The sequence below is a fragment of the Streptomyces sp. NBC_01363 genome (assembly GCF_026340595.1).
GTDB lineage: Bacteria > Actinomycetota > Actinomycetes > Streptomycetales > Streptomycetaceae > Streptomyces.
This window is the reverse complement of record NZ_JAPEPF010000001.1, coordinates 5,049,855-5,066,216: the sequence shown is the minus strand read 5'-3', so window position 1 is coordinate 5,066,216 and position 16,362 is coordinate 5,049,855. Positions and strand designations below refer to the sequence as shown.

Sequence of the window (16,362 nt, the reverse complement as noted above, 5' to 3'; positions counted from 1 at the left end):
CGCCGCAGGTGTCCCGCAGGGCGGGGGAACCGCCCTGCGGGACACCTGCGGCGCTCGGTGGCGCCGGCCGTTGCCGGCCGGGTGGAGGATCCGGCCGGTCAGCGGTCGAAGTAATCCGGCTGCGTCTGCACATTGAGCTCGTCCAGCCGCACCCGCTTCGCCGGGTCGGTCCGCCGGTCGTCGAGCTTCAGGACGTCGAAGCCCTTGGCGATGTCGTTGGAGTAGATGTAGCCGTTGTAGTAGTACGCCGACCAGGGGCCGGCCGTGGTGACGGCGTCGGTGCTGACCGGGCCGCGCTCGAAGTATCCGATCTCCTTCGGCTTCGACGAGTCGGTGAAGTCCCACACCGACACCCCGCCCTGGTACCAGGCCTGGACCATCAGGTCGCGGCCCTTGACCGGGATGATCGAACCGTTGTGGGCGACGCAGACCTCGGTGTCGGCCTGCGGGCGGTCGATCTTGAAGTAGCTGCGGAAGACCAGCTTGCGGTGGTCGCCCCGGCCGACGATGTCGTAGATGCCGTTGGCACCGCGCTTCGGGCCGATCTCCTCGTTGCAGGTGGCCGCGCCACCGCCACCGAGCTCATCGGTGAAGACGACCTTGTCCGTCGTCTGGTTGAACGTCGCCGAGTGCCAGAACGCGAAGTTCACATTGTCCTGCACCCGGTCGATGATCTTCGGGTTCTCCGGGTCCTTGATGGAGAACAGCAGGCCGTCACCCATGCAGGCACCGGCGGCCAGGTCCTTCGAGGGCAGCACGGTGATGTCGTGGCACCCGGTGGTCTTGGAGACGCCGGGGTTGTCCGGAGCACCCGGGTTGCCGCCGTCCGGGAAGAGCACCGGGAAGTTCACGACAGCGGCCTTCTCGGGCGCGTTGCGCGGCACCTTGATGACGGAGATGCCGTCGTGCGGCGGCTGGCAGTCGGGGAACGTCGCGCTCGGCGAGTACGAGGAGACGTACACGTACACGTTCTTGCGCTCGGGGACCAGTGTGTGGGTGTGCGATCCGCACGCGGTCTCGACGGCGGCGACGTACTTCGGGTTGCGCTTGTCGCTGATGTCGAAGACCTTCATGCCCTCCCAGGAGGACTTCTCCGTGGCGGGCTGGGTGGTGCTGGTGCAGGAGTTGTCGCTGCGCGAGGAGTCGGTGGACAGGAAGAGCAGGTTGCCCGAGACCGAGATGTCGTTCTGCGAGCCGGGGCAGAGGACCTGTGCGACCGTCTTCGGGGACCTGGGGTTGCTGATGTCGAAGATCCGGAAGCCGTCGTAGTTTCCGGCGAAGGCGTACTTCCCCTGGAAGGCCAGGTCCGTGTTGGTGCCCTTGAGCGCGTCCTTCGGAACGTTGGCCAGGTGGGTGATGTTGCCGCTGTGGACGATCTCGTCCACCCCGGGTACTTCGCCGCTGTTGATGGCGGCCGTGGCTTCGGCCTGCTGGGCGGCGGAGACATCGGTTCGGGCCGCGCCCGTGTCACCGGGGTCGGGCGTCGCGGTCGCGGGTCCGGCCATCAGCAGAGTGGCCAGCAGGCCGGCGGCGGCCGCCGCCACACCCAGGTGTCTGCGCCGCACCGGGCTCGTGTGCAACGAAATCACTGCGTCCTCCCATGTATCCGAACGTAGTTGAACGGTTCACGGTCCTCGGCAGTATCGTCCTTCCCATGGTGATCCCAACAGATGGCAACAGAGACGTAATGAAAGTGTCCGACCACTGCCGTGCGGAAGTGTGCTAAGGGCTGTCCCGTGATCCACCAGGGATTGCGGGACAGCCCTTAGCACGGTCGGCAGCCACCCATATGGCCATGGAGGTCCACTTGTTGATCCGCCGTCAGACCATGTGTGTACGCAAATCCGTTCTCGTCGCGGCAGCCGTGTGCGCCGCCCTCACCCTCTCCGCGTGCGATGCGGGAGACGGCGGAAGCCGTACGAAGGCGCAGACCGGCGGGGGCCCTTCGGTGGTGGCGCCCGGAAAGCCTGGCGAGCCCGCACGGACTCTTTCCGCCGAGGAGGCCGCGAAGGCCGCCGGGGACGGCACCCCCAACTCGGCCGACTACCGCTATGCGCAGATGATGATCCAACACCACGCCCAGGCCCTTGAGTTGACCGCGCTCGTCCCGTCCCGCTCCGGATCCTCCTCGGTCAAGCGGCTCGCCGAGCGCATCACCGCAAGCCAGAAGCCGGAGATCGGCGCCATGGAAGGGTGGCTCGTGCACAACGACGGTGAGGGGCGCACATCCGCCCACGATCACTCGGCGATGCCCGGGATGGCGACCCCCGCACAGCTGAAGCGGTTGCGCGAGGCGGACGGCGCGGCCTTCGACAAGCTCTTCCTGAAGTTGATGATCACCCACCACCAGGGTGCGATCACGATGGCGACCGAGGTGCTCGCGGAGGGAAACAACGTGCAGATCGAGGAGATGGCCGGGGACGTCGTCGCCCAGCAGACGGTGGAGATCAACAGAATGCGCACGATGTCGTCCTGACGAGGCTCCGGGCGCGCCTCTCCCCCGTTCCGCCCACTGGTGCCATGCTGGAGAGATCCTCCGGGAAGAGGTGCGCCGTGCTCCGTGTCGCCGTTGTCGGCTCCGGTCCCAGCGGGGTCTACACCGCCCAGGCCCTGATCGCGCAGGACCGGGTCCCCGACGTCCGGGTCCATGTGCTGGACCGGCTTCCCTGCCCGTACGGCCTGGTGCGGTACGGCGTCGCCCCGGACCACGAGAAGATCAAGTCGCTGCAGAACAGCCTGCGGACCGTTCTGGAACACGAGCGGATCACCTTCCTCGGGAATGTCGAGGTGGGCGGCGACGGGATTCCGCCCGAGCGGCTCGGCGAGCTCTACGACGCGGTGGTCTACTGCGTCGGGGCCGCGACCGACCGCGCTCTCGCCGTCCCCGGCGAGGATCTGCCCGGCAGCTGCTCCGCCACCGAGTTCGTCTCCTGGTACAGCGCGCACCCCGACGCGGCCGCCGACGGCTTCGCGCTCCGGGCCCGTTCGGTCGTGGTGATCGGGGTCGGCAACGTGGCGGTGGACGTGGCGCGGATCCTCTCGCGGGGCGCGCGGGAGCTGCGCCCCACCGATGTGCCGCACGGTGCGCTCGGGGCGCTGGCCGGCAGCCGGGTGCGCGAGGTCCACATGGCGGGCAGACGCGGGCCGTCACAGGCCAGGTTCACCACCAAGGAGCTGCGCGAGCTGGGCGCTCTGCCCCGGGTCCGGGTCGTGGTGGACGAAGCCGAGCTCGCCCGAGATCCGGCGTACGCCGATCCGTCCCCCCGGACCCCTGCCCTGTCCTCGCCTCCGAACGCGCCGTCCCCGACGGCGGCGGCACGGCGCAATGTGGAGGTCCTGCGCGGCTGGGCCGCGGCCGACCCCGGAGGGGCGGGCACCGGCGGGTATCCGGTGCGCACCATCCACCTGCGGTTCTTTCTGCGTCCCGTCGAGCTGCTGGAGCGGGACGGCCGGGTGGCCGGGGTGCGGTTCGCCCGTACCGTGCCGGACGGCAGCGGGGGCGTGCGCGACGCCGGTACGCACGAGGACATCGCCGCCCAGCTCGTGCTGCGGGCGGTCGGCTACCGCGGGATTCCGCTGCCCGGCCTGCCCTTCGACCCGGTACGCGGGACGGTGCCGCATCTGGCGGGGCGGGTGCTGCGGGACGGGGTGCCGTCGCCCGGGGAGTACGTCGCCGGGTGGATCAAGCGGGGGCCGACCGGGGTGATCGGCTCGAACCGGTCGTGCGCGAAGGAGACCGTGGCTTCGCTGCTCGACGACGCCCCGCTGCTCGCGCGGCGCCCGTCGGCACCCGATCCGGTGGCGGCGCTGCGGGCGTGGGGGCTGCGGCCGGTGGAGTGGGAGGGCTGGCTGTCCATCGAGCGGGCTGAGGCGGAGCTGGGCCGGTCGCTGGGCCGGGAGCGGGTGAAGATCCCGGACTGGGCGGGGCTGCTGAGCGCCGCGCGAGGTGGCGGCCGGGACGGATCGTGAGGCTATCGGTCCTCGCCGATGCGCTGGACCTGGCGGTTCGCCGCGTCGAGGACACGGTCGAGCAGCCCGGGGAACAGCGCCTCCAGGTCGTCCCGTCGCAAGCCGTTCATCTTGGCGGTGCCACGGTAGATCTGCTGGACGATCCCGCTCTCGCGCAGCACCCGGAAGTGGTGCGTGGACGTGGATTTGGACACCGGCAGATCGAAACGGGAGCAGGTGAGTTCGGACTCGGCCGCGGCCAGCTCGCGGACGATGCGCAGTCGCATCGGGTCGGAGAGCGCGTGGAGTACCGCTTCGATGCGGATCTCGTCCCGCACGGGGTGGTCGAGCACGCGGCCACCGGCCTCGGCGGCGCTTTCGGCGGGGGCGCTGGCGGGGGTCACGACGGCTCCACTTCCTGGGCTTGTTCCGGTTCCGCGACCGGATCGTTCCGGCCTCCCATAATACGAGACCCATCGTAGTTCGACTCGCACTCGCAGGTCGACTGGTACTTCGACATGCATCGGGCAGTGGGACTGTCCCGTCTCGGCCCGTGCGGTCCGTACGCGATGCCGCCTCACGGGCTTCGATGAGCTCATCCATGCGGCCTCCGCCCAACCGCGCGCCATGTCCAGCAGGCCGAGCAGGCTCCGGCCGAGCGGGGTCGGCCCGTACCACGGTGTCGCGTACCGCGGCCGGCGCGCTGGACTGCCGGGTCATCAGCCCGGTCGGAGACTTCGGTCACGAGGGGGCACGCTCCGGCCGGTGCACCACGGCCGCGGTCGGCCCGGCCGCCCGGATCTCCTACGGCGACTTCGCCGTGGCCCTGCTCGACCCGACGAGGCCGATGCCCCTCGCCACCACCACACGCGCATCGGGCTCGCGGAGATCCGACCGGACCGACCGGCGGCCGTCCGTCACTGGCTCAGCAGCTCCGGGTTGTCGGCGAGCGAGGCGAGATGGCCGGCCGGATCGGCGATCAGCTTGCGGGCCGTCAGGTCGAGCATCCCCGCCACGCCCGTGACCTCGGCGGCGACGGTGCCGTCCTCCTTGAGGATCTGCTGCGAGACCGTGAACGTCTTCCCCTCGCCGTACACGAACCGGCAGGTCACCCGCACCCGGTCGCCGCCGCGGAGTTCGCGCAGGAACTTCACCGTCGTCTCCAGCGCGACCGGCCCGACGCCGCTGGCCAGCAGCTTGTCCTGCGGCAGGCCGGCGGCGCGCAGAAGTTCCCAGCGTGCGTGCTCCGCGTACTGCAGATAGACGGCCTGGTTCAGATGTCCCTGCGTGTCGAGCTCGTAGCCCCGGACGGTCACGTCAACAAAGTAGGTCATGAACGTCCCAACCCCGTTGCACAGTCCGCCATTCCCAGTATCCACAGCACTACCCGCGCCGCGCCTCGTACGCACCTGTCATGTCCATGTAGCTTCGCCCGCCTCAAGAGATCGCAGCAAAGTTCCGGCAGCTCTTACCCATCGGAATGGGCTGCTCGCCCGAACCCCGAGGCGCGTCAGGGTTCTCCGGCTGCCGCGGCCCCGGCTGTGGCCCTCCCCACGCGACGGTCTTCTACTACACGAAGACCAGGAACTGGTCGGCGTACGACCTGCATTACGCGCCCAACGGCGGTTCGTGGACGACCGCGCCCGCAGTGCGGATGGAGGCCGCCTGCTCCGACTTGGTGAGACCGTCAGCCTGGGCAACGCGTCCGGACTGGCCGCAACGTTCAACAACGGCTCGGGCACCTGGGACAACAACGTCGGAAAGAACTACGCGTTGGGCACCGGCAATATCACCGTCAAGGACGGGGTCGTGGCCCACAGCGACCCGTGCGCCGGCACCGGCCCGGATCCCTCGCCCTCTCCCACGGACACCGGCACCGCCTCGGTCTACTACTCGACGACCACCGTCGGCTGGTCCACCGTCAATATCCACTACCAGTCGGCGGGCGGATCGTGGACCGCCGTGCCGGGCATGGGCATGGGCATGGAGGCAGCCTGCTGTCCCCGCCCGCGTCGTCCGGGGTCTCCGACTTGGAGCAGCCGGAGGCGGCCGGCGTGGCGGTAGCGGCGAGGAGGCAGGCCAGGGCGAGGGTACGGGTTCGGCGCTGGATCAGCATGCGCGGGATGCTTCTTGGCGGGAGGACGGCACGCTCGCCGACGCGCGGTGGGGGCATGGCGGCTCAGTTTACAACGTTATATAAGCGGTGTGACACGAGCGGCAAGACGTCGTCGAGTTGTTTCTGCGAGGCGCCGAACCCACCTTGCGGAATGTCGAACTCCCTTATGGAGCAAGGCTGCAGGCACCTTCCGCCTCGCTCCTGCTGCCGGGATCGTTGTGCGGACGGGTGGCGCCGACGGCCGGAGCACCGATCGTGCTGCCCCCGCCCTGCGGGCGGTCGGCGGCGCTCGTGAGGAGCGGTGCGCCGACACCCCGGCCTCCCAGGTCTGAGACGATCGGGCGCATGAGGGGATGGACGGGACGCGCGCCCTGGTGGGTGGTGGCACTCGTCGCGCTGTACGTCGTGGTCCTGGTCCTCGTGGGCGCCGCCTCCCACTTCGCTGGCCTTCTCCGCCACGGCCTGCGTCCCTACGACTGGGCCCCCGGCTGGCTGAACCTGTACTGGTCCTCGCTGGCCGTCCTCGACTCGCTGGCCGCCCTGCTCCTGCTCCGCGGGAGGCGGGCCGGCGTAGACCTCATGTGCGCGATCATGGCGACCGATCTGGCAGCCAACTGGTACGCGGCGTACGGCATCCAGCACGTCGACGTGTCGGCCCGGCCGGGGTTGCAGCGCCTCGCTGCTTTCACCGTCCTCGCTCTTGCGACGGGACCCTTCGTCCGCAGCCGCCTCACCCCCGCCACCGGGTGAAACACGGCACGGACGGGCCGCACCGGCCCGGAGCCCCATGACCGCTGCGCGCCATGAGGACCGGCCGGGCCGGTGCGGCACAGGTGGTGGTCCGAGTCGTCAGACCGCACGGAGATACTGCTCCGGCTTACGGAGTTCACCGCCGAGTTCGCGGGCCGCCTCCTGGGCCCACGACGGGCTGCGCAGCAGCTCGCGCCCGAGGAGAACAGCGTCCGCCCGCCCCTCGGTGATGATCTTCTCGGCCTGCTGCGGCTCGGTGATCAGCCCCACCGCCGCGACGGGCAGCGAGGTCTCGGCCCTGACCCGCTCGGCGAAGGGAACCTGGTACCCCGGCCCGGTCCCGATACGGACACGCGGGGCGTTTCCGCCACTGGAGACATCCAGCAGGTCGACCCCGTGGGCCTGGAGCCGGACGGCCAGCCGCACGGTCTCCTCGACGGTCCAGCCCTCCCGCTCGTCCTCGTCGTTCTCCGTGAGCCAGTCCGTCGCGGAGATCCGGAAGAAAACGGGCAGCCCTTCCGGCCAGACCTCACGCACCGCATCGACGACCCGCAGAGCAAGGCGGACACGGTTCTCGAAACTGCCGCCGTACTCGTCGGTGCGCCGGTTGCTGTGCGGAGAGAGGAACTGCCCGATGAGGTAACCGTGGGCGCCGTGCACCTCGGCCACCTCGAACCCCGCTTCGAGAGCGCGGCGCGCGGCCTCGCGGAACTGCTCGACGACACCCTGGATCTCATCCGTCGTCAGCTCGTGCGGCACGGGGTGACCGTCGTCGAACGGCAGCGGACTGGGGGCGACAGGCGTCCAGCCGTACGCCTCCGGCCCGACCGGATGGCCGCCCAGCCAGGGAGCCGCCGTGGAGGCCTTGCGCCCGGCATGTGCGAGCTGGATGCCGGGGACGGACCCCTGCCCCTTGATGAAGTCCGTGATCCTACGGAGCGCGGCGACCTGAGTGTCGTTCCAGATGCCGAGGTCGGCGGGGCTGATCCGGCCCTCGGGGCTGACGGCCGTCGCCTCGGTGAGGATGAGCCCGGTTCCCCCTATGGCGCGCGCCGCGAGGTGGGCGAAGTGCCAGTCGGTAGCGACGCCCGCGTCCGGGCCCTCCGGCGCGGCGCTGTACTGGCACATGGGCGCCATCCAGACCCGGTTGGGAATGACGAGCGACCGCAGGGTGTAGGGCTCGAAGAGGGCACTCACGTCGGACTCCGTTTCGACGGGTACGGAAGAATCGCTAGTACGATACATCTCGTACTACGACACCCGTCAAATTACGATGCCTCTCGTACAAGAACTCGGGCCGGGTCGGATTCGGCCCGTCGCCGGAATCGGGCCGCCCGGCCGGACTCACGCCCCTGGGACCGGCGGGACGGGGCCGACAGCGCCGACGGGGTCAGTGACTTCCGGCGCGCCGCCGGAGCGTGATATCGACGTCCGCGTCATAGCCCTGGGTCCAGCAGCGCCCGGCGCCCGACTTCCAGGTGACGTGGACAGTGGCCCCGTCGACCCTGATGTCGTCCACCGTCATGGCGCGGTCGCCGTCCCGTACGTCCCCTCGGCGCAGCTCGCCCGCCTTGACGGTGACGGGCTGCGCCGATCGCGCACTGTCGGCCTCGTCCGCCGCGAAGGTGAGCGCCGCCGCCAGCTCCCGGGCGCGGGCGGGGGTACAGATCAGCGACAGCTCACCCGACGGCGCCACGGCCCTGATCCCGACCCGCGCTCCGACGGGGTTCACCTCCAAGGCCGCTCCGCACCCCTCGGCGTCCTCGATCCCGCTGGTCATCGCTCCACTCTTCCCTTCGCCGGCCGATTCATCGGTCCAGTACAGCTCGTCGGCCCCCGCTCGGTTTCATCGGCCCCGCGCAGTTCATCGGCCTCGTACAGCCTGGGGCCTTCCGGGCGGACGGCCCCACTTCCAGAACGCGCCCTACGACTCGGCCACGACAATGTAGAAGGTCACGACTGCCAGGAAGGGACCGTCGGTCAGGTGGTCCAGCCAGCGTCGTGCCGCTTCCTCGGTGAAGTATCCGGCGCCGACGGCTCGACGCGCGGTGCGCTCCAGACCGAGAATCCCGTCGGCGGCCCGGACATCCCGGAAAACGGGGCTGACCGGGACGACCATGGGAACGGTGAATCCCGCGTCCGCCGCCAGTCGGGCGAGCTGGCTGCCGATGCGGGCGTTGCGGACGGCTTCGTCCGTGACGTACTGGGTATAGGCGCGCGTCAGGCCGCTGTCCGGGTGGTCGACCGTCAAGGTTCCCCAGTCCGGTTCGGCCATGACGAGCCGCCCACCCGGCCGGAGCACACGCCGGGCCTCGCGGAGCGCTCGGACAGGATCGGCGACGTGCTGGAGAACCCGGTCGGTGCGGGCCCGGTCGGCGGTGTGGTCCGGCAGCGGCAGATCGTGGAGGTCGCCGAGCCGTACGGTCACGTTGCTCCGCTCCGCGGCGCGATCCTTTGCGGCATCGACCGTGACCTGGTCGTGGTCGATACCGATCACCGTGCCTGTCACGGTGACAGCCTCGGCGAGCGCACCGAGGTCGGTGCCGGGGCCGCAACCGAGGTCGAGCACCGTCTCGCCCGGACGGATGCCGAGTTCGTCGAGCACGTGCCTCTTGTAGGACCGGCCCAGATCGGACGCGGCGACCCGGTCGAGGTAGGCGAACTCATCGGGAGTGACAGTCTCGAACACGAAGGAGGTCATGGGCTCCAGTCAACCAAATCCCGCGAACAGTCGGGCAAACACGGCGATTTCGCAACCCGATCGGTCGGACCGACACGGTCCGGCACCACGGCGACCTCACCCCCTCGCCTCATCACGAGATGCGCTGCTCCGGGGCCAGCGCCTCGCCTGTCTGCCGGTGCGTCACCTTGTGCCGGACACATGCGGACAGGCGCTTCGGCTCGGGCCGGCCCACGTCGTGCGGGAGCCGGGCCGGAGCGCGAACGACCGTGCCGGTCGGCGGAGTTCGCGGCGATGGGCGTTCGATCAGGGCGCCGAGGGTGCTGGCCGCCACTGACGACACGGGCGCCGCGACCCGGGGAAGGCGGCCTCGGGGGCCATGGGTATTGCGTTGCGGACCGTCCGGGCCCTGCGTAGCGTCGTCCGCCATGACAGCCCTTGCCCTGCACACCGCACGACTGCGCCTGGAGCCGTACACGCCCGACGACGAGGAGGAATTCGTCGCGCTGTTCCAGGACACCCGGGTCTCCCGTTGGATGGGGGCAGGGCCCATGACGGAGGCCGAGGACCGCGCCCTGTTCGGACGGATCTTCAGCAAGGTGTACGCACAGGACCTCTTCGATGTCTGGGCGGTTCGGCACGAAGGCCGGTTCGTCGGCCACGCGGAGATCAAGCCGTCGCCGGACGTCGGCGGCCACGAGATCGTCTACGCACTGGCCGCCGCCGCGTGGGGGCAGGGGTTCGGTACGGAGATCGCGCGGGCACTGACCGGGTACGGCTTCGACACGCTCGGGCTCACCGAGGTGCATGCCACGGTGGCCCCCGGGAACGCCGCGTCACTGGCACTGCTGGGCCGGATCGGTTTCCGGCACGTCCGGGACATGGTGGAGGAGGACGGCAGCACCACCCGGGTCCTGACCCGTTCCGCCGCGTTCGACGCCGCCGACGACACCATCGCCGACACCGCCCGTGACGCCGCCGGAGCCGGTCAGCCCCGGTAGACGTCCAGTCGGCCGCACATGCCGAACTTCCCGTGTGCGGAGGGCTGTTCGGCGTGCACGCAGGCGTCGGCGAGGTAGTCGCCGTCGCCGCGTGCCACGGCGTCGAGCTGGGCGCCGGTCACCTCGGAGGCAGCAGCGGCCCCCCGCCGCCAGCGCCCACGCCACTCCTCGGCTCTCGGGCGCACGAGTGCGGCCGCGGCCCGGTGGAATGCGGCGAGCGGCTCTGGGTCGCCCGCTTCGGTGGCCCGGCGCAGGGCGAGAAAGCCCTCGACGGCGAGATCGCGGCGGGCGCGGGCGGCCCGTCCCTGGTCCGCCTCCGAGCCGTCGGCGGGCAGGGCGACCGCCGCCCGATAGACCTCGGGGTCGGCCAGGTGGTCCGGTGGCAGGGTGAGCACGGCGTCGCCCGCCTCCGGCAGCCCGCTGTTCTCCATGAGGACGACGATGCGCAGCCCGTCCTCGTTGACGAGCCGGTGGATCGTGCCCGGCGTGAACCACACCAGAGCACCCGGCGCCAGTGGCGTCTGCCGGAATCCCGACGCGGTGAGGGTCTGCACCGAGCCCGTGCCCCCGACCACCACGTACCCCTCGGAACAGGTGAGGTGGAGATGGGGTGTCCCGCCGCGCAGGCCGTCCGCGGCGGGCCAGTCGTATACCCGCAGGTGGGACACGGCGACGGCGCCGGGCAGCCCTTCGAAGGTCGGCACAGCTGCTCCTCGGTCTCTCTGCCATGAGGCCCGCGCGGGGTTCGCCCGAGGACGTCATGAAGTTCGGCAAGCGCTTTCTGTGTCTGCTGCACCGTACCCGCGAAGACCGCGTACGCAACAGGGCCCGGGTGTCAGGAGGCTGCCCTGCGGGCCACTGTCAGTGGTCGGGTGCAGACTGGCCCTTATCCGACACAACGGCGTTTCGGGAGGTTCGGTCATGACCGACGTACTACTCACCGTGGGCACCCGCAAGGGACTCTTCATCGGCCGCGGACGCGGTGGCGCGTGGGAGTTCGACGGCCCGTATTTCAAGGCGCAGGCGATCTATTCGATCGCCATCGACACCCGCAGGCAGGTCCCACGACTCCTGGTCGGCGGTGACAGCGCGCACTGGGGCCCGTCGGTCTTCCACTCGGACGACCTGGGCCGGACCTGGGTCGAACCAGAGCAACCAGCCGTGAAGTTCCCCCGGTTCACCGAGACATCGCTGGAGCGGGTCTGGCAGCTGCATCCGGCCGGCCCCGAGGCGCCCGATGTCGTGTACGCGGGCACCGAGCCCGCCGCGCTGTTCCGTTCCGAGGACGGCGGGGAGTCCTTCGAGCTGGTCCGCCCGCTGTGGGAGCACCCGACGCGTTCGAAATGGGTGCCCGGCGGGGGCGGTGAGGGGCTGCACACCATCCTGACGGACCCGAGGGATGCCCGCGCCGTGACCGTCGCGGTCTCCACGGCCGGGGTGTTCCGCACCAAGGACGGCGGTGCGAGCTGGGCTCCGTCGAACAGAGGGGTGTCCGCGGTCTTCCTCCCCGACCCGGATCCGGAGTTCGGTCAGTGCGTCCACAAGGTGGCGAGGGACGCGGTCGATCCCGACCGGCTCTATCTCCAGAACCACTGGGGAGTGTTCCGGAGCGACGACTCCGGGGACAACTGGACCGACATCGGGCAGGGACTGCCGTCCGACTTCGGTTTCGCCGCGGCCGCGCACCCGCACCGCGCGGACACCGCGTACATCTTCCCGATCAACGCCGATGCCGACCGGGTGCCCGCCGAGCACCGCTGCCGGGTGTTCCGTACCGGTGACGCGGGCAGCACCTGGGAGCCGCTGTCGACGGGCCTGCCCGAGGAGTCGCACTACGGCACGGTGCTGCGCGACGCGCTCTGTACGGACGACGCCGACCCGGCGGGTGTCTACTTCGGCAATCGCAACGGCGAGGTGTACGCCAGCGCGGACGACGGGGACAGCTGGCAGCAGCTCGCCTCGCATCTTCCGGATGTCCTGTGCGTGCGGGCGGCGGTGATCGGCGCCTGAACAACGGCCGGCCGTGTGCCGGCCCATGGCTCGTTCCGATCGGTCATCGGCCCAACTCATCTCCCCGAAGCATCAGTTCCGCGCACTGCGACGCGGGATGAGGCAACCCCTGGGCTTCACTCTCCGTCCTTCGGGAACGGGGGCCCCAGGGATCTCTGGGGTGTTCGAGAAGGCCGATGACCAGGAGGACCACCTTGATCCGTGTCTCGCGCACGGTTACCGCCGCACTGGCGGTACTCACCCTGACCGTTGGATGGCCGGAATTGGCGCGCGCGTCGCCGCAACCGGCACACACGCAGCGTTCCACCGATTCCATATCCCCCACGTCGTCCTCCATATCCCGGGGAGGATCGGACGACCGGCTCCCGGCGGGCTGGCGGGTCACCGGTACGGGAGCCGGGAAGCAGCTCGTCTGGACCTCGCCCGACCCGGTACCCATGGGCGATGCCCGTGTCGAGTTCTACGCCGGGGACAAGCTCCTGGGCCGGCCGGTGGCCACGCGGGACCGGCGGGCCTTCCGACTGAGGCTCGACGGCGCGGACATCGGACGCGTGACGGGCCTCAAGGCACTGGCGGGCGGACGCCGTCTCGACGCCTCCGGAGCCCGGCGGGCCCCGGACGCCCGGCGGGCCGCCGAGGCGGCGCAGCCGACAGCTCCTCTGCCCGCGAATCCCGTCGACCCCGGCGTACCGGGCAAGTACCGGGCCGTCAGCGGCGAGTACGCCCTGAAGTCGGTGCGGTTGCCCGGCTTCACCGCTCCGGTGGAGATGCGCGCCGCGGTGGTGTCACCGGTCGGCGCACCGGGACGCCGGCCACTCGCGCTGTTCCTGCACGGCCGTCACTACACGTGCTTCAACGCCAAGGGCGACCAGGGCATGTCCTGGCCCTGCGAGGCGGGCACACGGCCGGTGCCGAGCCATCGAGGCTATCTGCGTGACCAGAAGCTCCTGGCCTCCCAGGGCTACGTCACCGTCTCCATCTCGGCCAACGGGATAAACGGGCAGGACGACAGTGCCGACGACGGCGGCGCCCAGGCTCGCTCGTCCCTGGTGCGGCTGCATCTGGCCCGTTGGGCGGGCTGGGCCGCCGACCGGGCCGGGGCACCCGCGGCCGTGCGCGCCGCACCGCCTGCCGACATGTCCAAGGTGCTGCTCGTCGGCCACTCCCGAGGCGGGGAAGGCGTCAACCGGGCCGCGCTCGACAGCCTCTACCGGCCGCCGGCGGACCAGGACGGCTACCGGGGCCCGGTGCGCTGGCGCATTCGCGGCACCGTCCTGATCGGTCCCACCGTCTTCGGACAGAACCCCGTTCCCGATGTGCCGTCCATGACCATCCTGCCGGGCTGCGACGGCGACGTGTCCGATCTCCAGGGCCAGATCTATGTCGACGGCACCCGCGGCGTCAGCAGCGGCGCCGCACTGCACAGCGCGGTCTACATGGTCGGCGCCAACCACAACTTCTTCAACAGTGAGTGGACGCCGGGACAGGCCGAGGCACCCGCCGAGGACGACTTCTGGGACGACGGCACCCCGGACCCGGTGTGCACTCCGGGCAAGAAGGCCCGGCTCGGCGCCACCCGGCAACAGGCCGCCGGGGCCACGTACATCGCCGCGGCGGCCCGGCTGTTCGTCGCGGGTGACGACCGCGTACGGCCGCTGCTGGACGGCTCGGACCGGCGCGCGTCCTCGGCCGGCCCGGCACGCGTGCTCACCCACGCGGTCGGCGGGAAGCGGACGCCCGCGTTCCTGCCGGACACCTCGGTGGCCGTGAGCGGCGGCCGGGTGTGCGCGCAGGTGGATCCCGATCCGGGCCGCGCCTGTCTGCCGCCCGAAGGGACCGCCGTCTCCCCGCACTTCGCCATGTGGGACACGCCGCGGGAGCCCGGCCGCTACGCGGTCGCGATGCGCTGGTCGAAGCCGGGGAGCGCGGTGAGGATCCGGCCCGCCCGTCCGGTCTCCGTGGCGGGTTCCGAATCGCTGGCACTCCGGCTGATCGTGCCGCCCAACACCACCGGCACCCGGCTGGACATCGCCCTCACCGATACCGAGGGCCGACGGGCGACACTCGGCACGGCCCGGATCGACGGGCTGCCGGGCAGCAACCGGACCGCGTCCTACTGGGGGCGCGAGATCCGTGTGCCGCTCTCCGCCGCCGTACGGAGCAAGGTGGACCTGAAGCGGGTGAAGTCCCTGGAACTGACTCCGCGCAGCGGGTCGGGGCAGGCCTGGCTGGTCGACGCGTGGGGCTGGCGCCCCGGCACGCCGCCGGTTCGGGCGGCCTCGCTGCCGCGAGTGGACATCGGCCATCTGACCGTCGAGGAAGGCGACTCCGGGGTCCGGACCTATCGCATCCCGGTGCGGGTCTCCGGGCACGGTAGCGGCCGGGTCCGGCTGTTCGTCGCCGAGCCGGACAAGGACGAGGCCGACTACCGGACGGTGACGGTGCGTCCGGGCAGCCATGCCATCGATGTGCCGGTCGAGGTGCGGGGCAACACCCGCTTCGGCTACGACGTCACGCACAGCGTGTTCGTCAAGGCGGTTCGCGGCGCGGTCGTCGGCTCCCACCTCGGCGGTCTGACCGTGCGGAACGACGACCCGATGCCCACGGTCGAGGTGAAGCCGGTCGCGGACCATGTCACCGAGGGGCAGAGCCTGCGCTGGCGGGTCTCGCTCTCCGCGGTCGCCGATGTCGACATGGACTCCGTCGGTTTCGACATCCTGCCGGTCGACCACGGGGCGGAGCTGTCCACCCTGGACGTCGACGGGCAGTGGCTGCAGGACACGTTCGGTGAGTCGCCGAGGCCGGCCCGACCGCTGTCCAAGGTGGTGGAGACGCCGTATCTGCCGACCACCGTGCCCGCCGGCAAACTGAGTGCCGAGGTGACCGTGCCCACGGTCGGTGACGGGATCGAGGAGCCGGAGGAATCTCTGCGGATGCGGATGATCACCTACGACGAATCCTGGGAACCGCACGAGGGACCGGTGTTCACCGGCACGGTGCGCGACGCGTCATGACGCGTGACGTGCCGCGCGTGACCTGAGGACGTGGCACCGGCCCCGCGAAGGAGCCGGTGCCACTCCGGGGTCGGCGAGGCGTGCGCCCCGGTCCGGCGCGATGCCGGGCAGGGGCGCTACGGCAGCCGCCAGTCGACTTCCTGGGCCCCCTGGCGCAGCAGGAGTTCGTTGGTGCGGCTGAACGGGCGCGAGCCGAAGAAGCCGCGGTCCGCCGACATGGGCGAGGGGTGCGCGGACTCGATCGCCGGGAAGCCGTCGAGGAAGGGCCGCAGGTTGCGGGCGTCACGCCCCCACAGCACGGACACCAGCGGCTTACCACGGGCGGCCAGGGCGCGGATGGCCTGTTCGGTGACTTCCTCCCAGCCCTTGCCGCGGTGCGCGCCCGGTTTGCGGGGCGCCGTGGTGAGAGCCCTGTTCAGCAGCAGTACGCCCTGTCGCGTCCAGGGCGTCAGATCGCCGTTCGACGGACGCGGAAGCCCCAGGTCCGTGTGCAGTTCCCGGAAGATGTTCTCCAGGCTGCCGGGTACCTGAGGCACTTCGGGGGCCACGGAGAAGCTCAGCCCCATCGCCATTCCGGGCGTCGGGTAGGGGTCCTGACCGACGATCAGGACGCGTACGTCGTCGAAGGGCTGCTGGAACGCGCGCAGAACGTTCGCTCCGGCCGGCAGGTAGGTGCGTCCGGCCGCCACCTCCGCGCGCAGGAAATCGCCCATCGCTGCGATGCGTCCGGCCACGGGGGCGAGTGCCTCGGCCCAGCCGGGCTCGACTACTTCATTCAACGGTCGTGGTGCCACGGAACGTCACTCTACCGGCGTACACGGTCCGCCCCGACCCCGAACCCGC

At 70.8% G+C, this 16,362-nt stretch carries 14 protein-coding genes and 2 pseudogenes; 7 read left to right on the top strand and 9 right to left on the bottom strand.

Going from position 1 to position 16,362, the window contains the following annotated elements; translation table 11 throughout:
- Positions 1 to 98: 98 nt before the first annotated feature.
- On the bottom strand, positions 99 to 1,589 hold the full coding sequence (locus OG611_RS22950; RefSeq protein ID WP_266423219.1) for an LVIVD repeat-containing protein: 1,491 nt from the start codon (positions 1,587 to 1,589) through the stop codon (positions 99 to 101).
- A gap of 200 nt (positions 1,590 to 1,789) precedes the next feature.
- Here OG611_RS22950 and OG611_RS22945 point away from each other — a divergent pair, with 200 nt between their 5' ends.
- Entirely contained in the window at positions 1,790 to 2,476 is a 687-nt protein-coding gene (locus OG611_RS22945; RefSeq protein WP_266423216.1) for a DUF305 domain-containing protein, read from the top strand.
- 77 nt (positions 2,477 to 2,553) lie between these two features.
- Entirely contained in the window at positions 2,554 to 3,969 is a 1,416-nt protein-coding gene (locus tag OG611_RS22940) for an FAD-dependent oxidoreductase (RefSeq protein ID WP_266426129.1), read from the top strand.
- Positions 3,970 to 3,971: 2 nt separating this feature from the next.
- Here OG611_RS22940 and OG611_RS22935 read toward each other — a convergent pair whose 3' ends face one another.
- Complete coding sequence (locus OG611_RS22935) at positions 3,972 to 4,352, bottom strand: helix-turn-helix transcriptional regulator (protein WP_266423213.1); 381 nt, start codon at positions 4,350 to 4,352, stop codon at positions 3,972 to 3,974.
- Positions 4,353 to 4,865: 513 nt separating this feature from the next.
- Entirely contained in the window at positions 4,866 to 5,282 is a 417-nt protein-coding gene (locus tag OG611_RS22930; RefSeq protein ID WP_266423211.1) for a thioesterase family protein, read from the bottom strand.
- A gap of 146 nt (positions 5,283 to 5,428) precedes the next feature.
- Here OG611_RS22930 and OG611_RS22925 point away from each other — a divergent pair.
- Positions 5,429 to 5,946: pseudogene (locus OG611_RS22925) on the top strand (carbohydrate binding domain-containing protein); the annotation flags it as partial.
- Here OG611_RS22925 and OG611_RS22920 read toward each other — a convergent pair.
- Positions 5,945 to 6,064: pseudogene (locus OG611_RS22920) on the bottom strand (LacI family transcriptional regulator); the annotation flags it as partial. The pseudogenes OG611_RS22925 and OG611_RS22920 overlap by 2 nt on opposite strands.
- A gap of 345 nt (positions 6,065 to 6,409) precedes the next feature.
- On the opposite strand from OG611_RS22920, the gene OG611_RS22915 reads away from it, so the two are divergent.
- On the top strand, positions 6,410 to 6,814 hold the full coding sequence (locus OG611_RS22915) for a hypothetical protein (protein ID WP_266423208.1): 405 nt from the start codon (positions 6,410 to 6,412) through the stop codon (positions 6,812 to 6,814).
- 99 nt (positions 6,815 to 6,913) lie between these two features.
- Here the strand turns inward: OG611_RS22915 and OG611_RS22910 are convergent, their stop codons facing one another.
- The 3 genes from OG611_RS22910 to OG611_RS22900 all read right to left on the bottom strand — a co-directional run bounded on the left by OG611_RS22910 (position 6,914) and on the right by OG611_RS22900 (position 9,515).
- Positions 6,914 to 8,011: an NADH:flavin oxidoreductase/NADH oxidase gene (locus OG611_RS22910; protein ID WP_266423205.1), complete on the bottom strand. Its 1,098-nt coding sequence runs from the start codon at positions 8,009 to 8,011 to the stop codon at positions 6,914 to 6,916.
- Positions 8,012 to 8,204: 193 nt separating this feature from the next.
- Entirely contained in the window at positions 8,205 to 8,594 is a 390-nt protein-coding gene (locus OG611_RS22905) for a hypothetical protein (RefSeq protein ID WP_266423201.1), read from the bottom strand.
- Positions 8,595 to 8,738: 144 nt separating this feature from the next.
- Positions 8,739 to 9,515 (bottom strand): methyltransferase domain-containing protein, encoded by a 777-nt coding sequence (locus OG611_RS22900; protein WP_266423199.1) that lies wholly within the window; start codon positions 9,513 to 9,515, stop codon positions 8,739 to 8,741.
- 407 nt (positions 9,516 to 9,922) lie between these two features.
- Here OG611_RS22900 and OG611_RS22895 point away from each other — a divergent pair, with 407 nt between their 5' ends.
- Positions 9,923 to 10,495 carry a GNAT family N-acetyltransferase gene (locus tag OG611_RS22895; protein ID WP_266423196.1) on the top strand — a complete coding sequence of 191 codons (573 nt, stop codon included), beginning with the start codon at positions 9,923 to 9,925 and terminating at the stop codon, positions 10,493 to 10,495.
- Here the strand turns inward: OG611_RS22895 and OG611_RS22890 are convergent.
- The gene (locus OG611_RS22890) at positions 10,483 to 11,199 is read right to left on the bottom strand and encodes a cupin (protein ID WP_266423193.1); all 717 of its coding nucleotides are present in this window, start codon (positions 11,197 to 11,199) and stop codon (positions 10,483 to 10,485) included. The two genes, OG611_RS22895 and OG611_RS22890, sit on opposite strands and share 13 nt — an antisense overlap.
- 217 nt (positions 11,200 to 11,416) lie before the next feature.
- Here OG611_RS22890 and OG611_RS22885 point away from each other — a divergent pair, with 217 nt between their 5' ends.
- The gene (locus OG611_RS22885; RefSeq protein ID WP_266423190.1) at positions 11,417 to 12,505 is read left to right on the top strand and encodes an exo-alpha-sialidase; all 1,089 of its coding nucleotides are present in this window, start codon (positions 11,417 to 11,419) and stop codon (positions 12,503 to 12,505) included.
- A 176-nt stretch (positions 12,506 to 12,681) separates the two neighbouring features.
- On the top strand, positions 12,682 to 15,519 hold the full coding sequence (locus OG611_RS22880; protein WP_266423188.1) for a hypothetical protein: 2,838 nt from the start codon (positions 12,682 to 12,684) through the stop codon (positions 15,517 to 15,519).
- 116 nt (positions 15,520 to 15,635) lie between these two features.
- Here the strand turns inward: OG611_RS22880 and OG611_RS22875 are convergent, their stop codons facing one another.
- Positions 15,636 to 16,313 carry a uracil-DNA glycosylase gene (locus tag OG611_RS22875; RefSeq protein WP_266423185.1) on the bottom strand — a complete coding sequence of 226 codons (678 nt, stop codon included), beginning with the start codon at positions 16,311 to 16,313 and terminating at the stop codon, positions 15,636 to 15,638.
- Positions 16,314 to 16,362 lie beyond the last annotated feature (49 nt).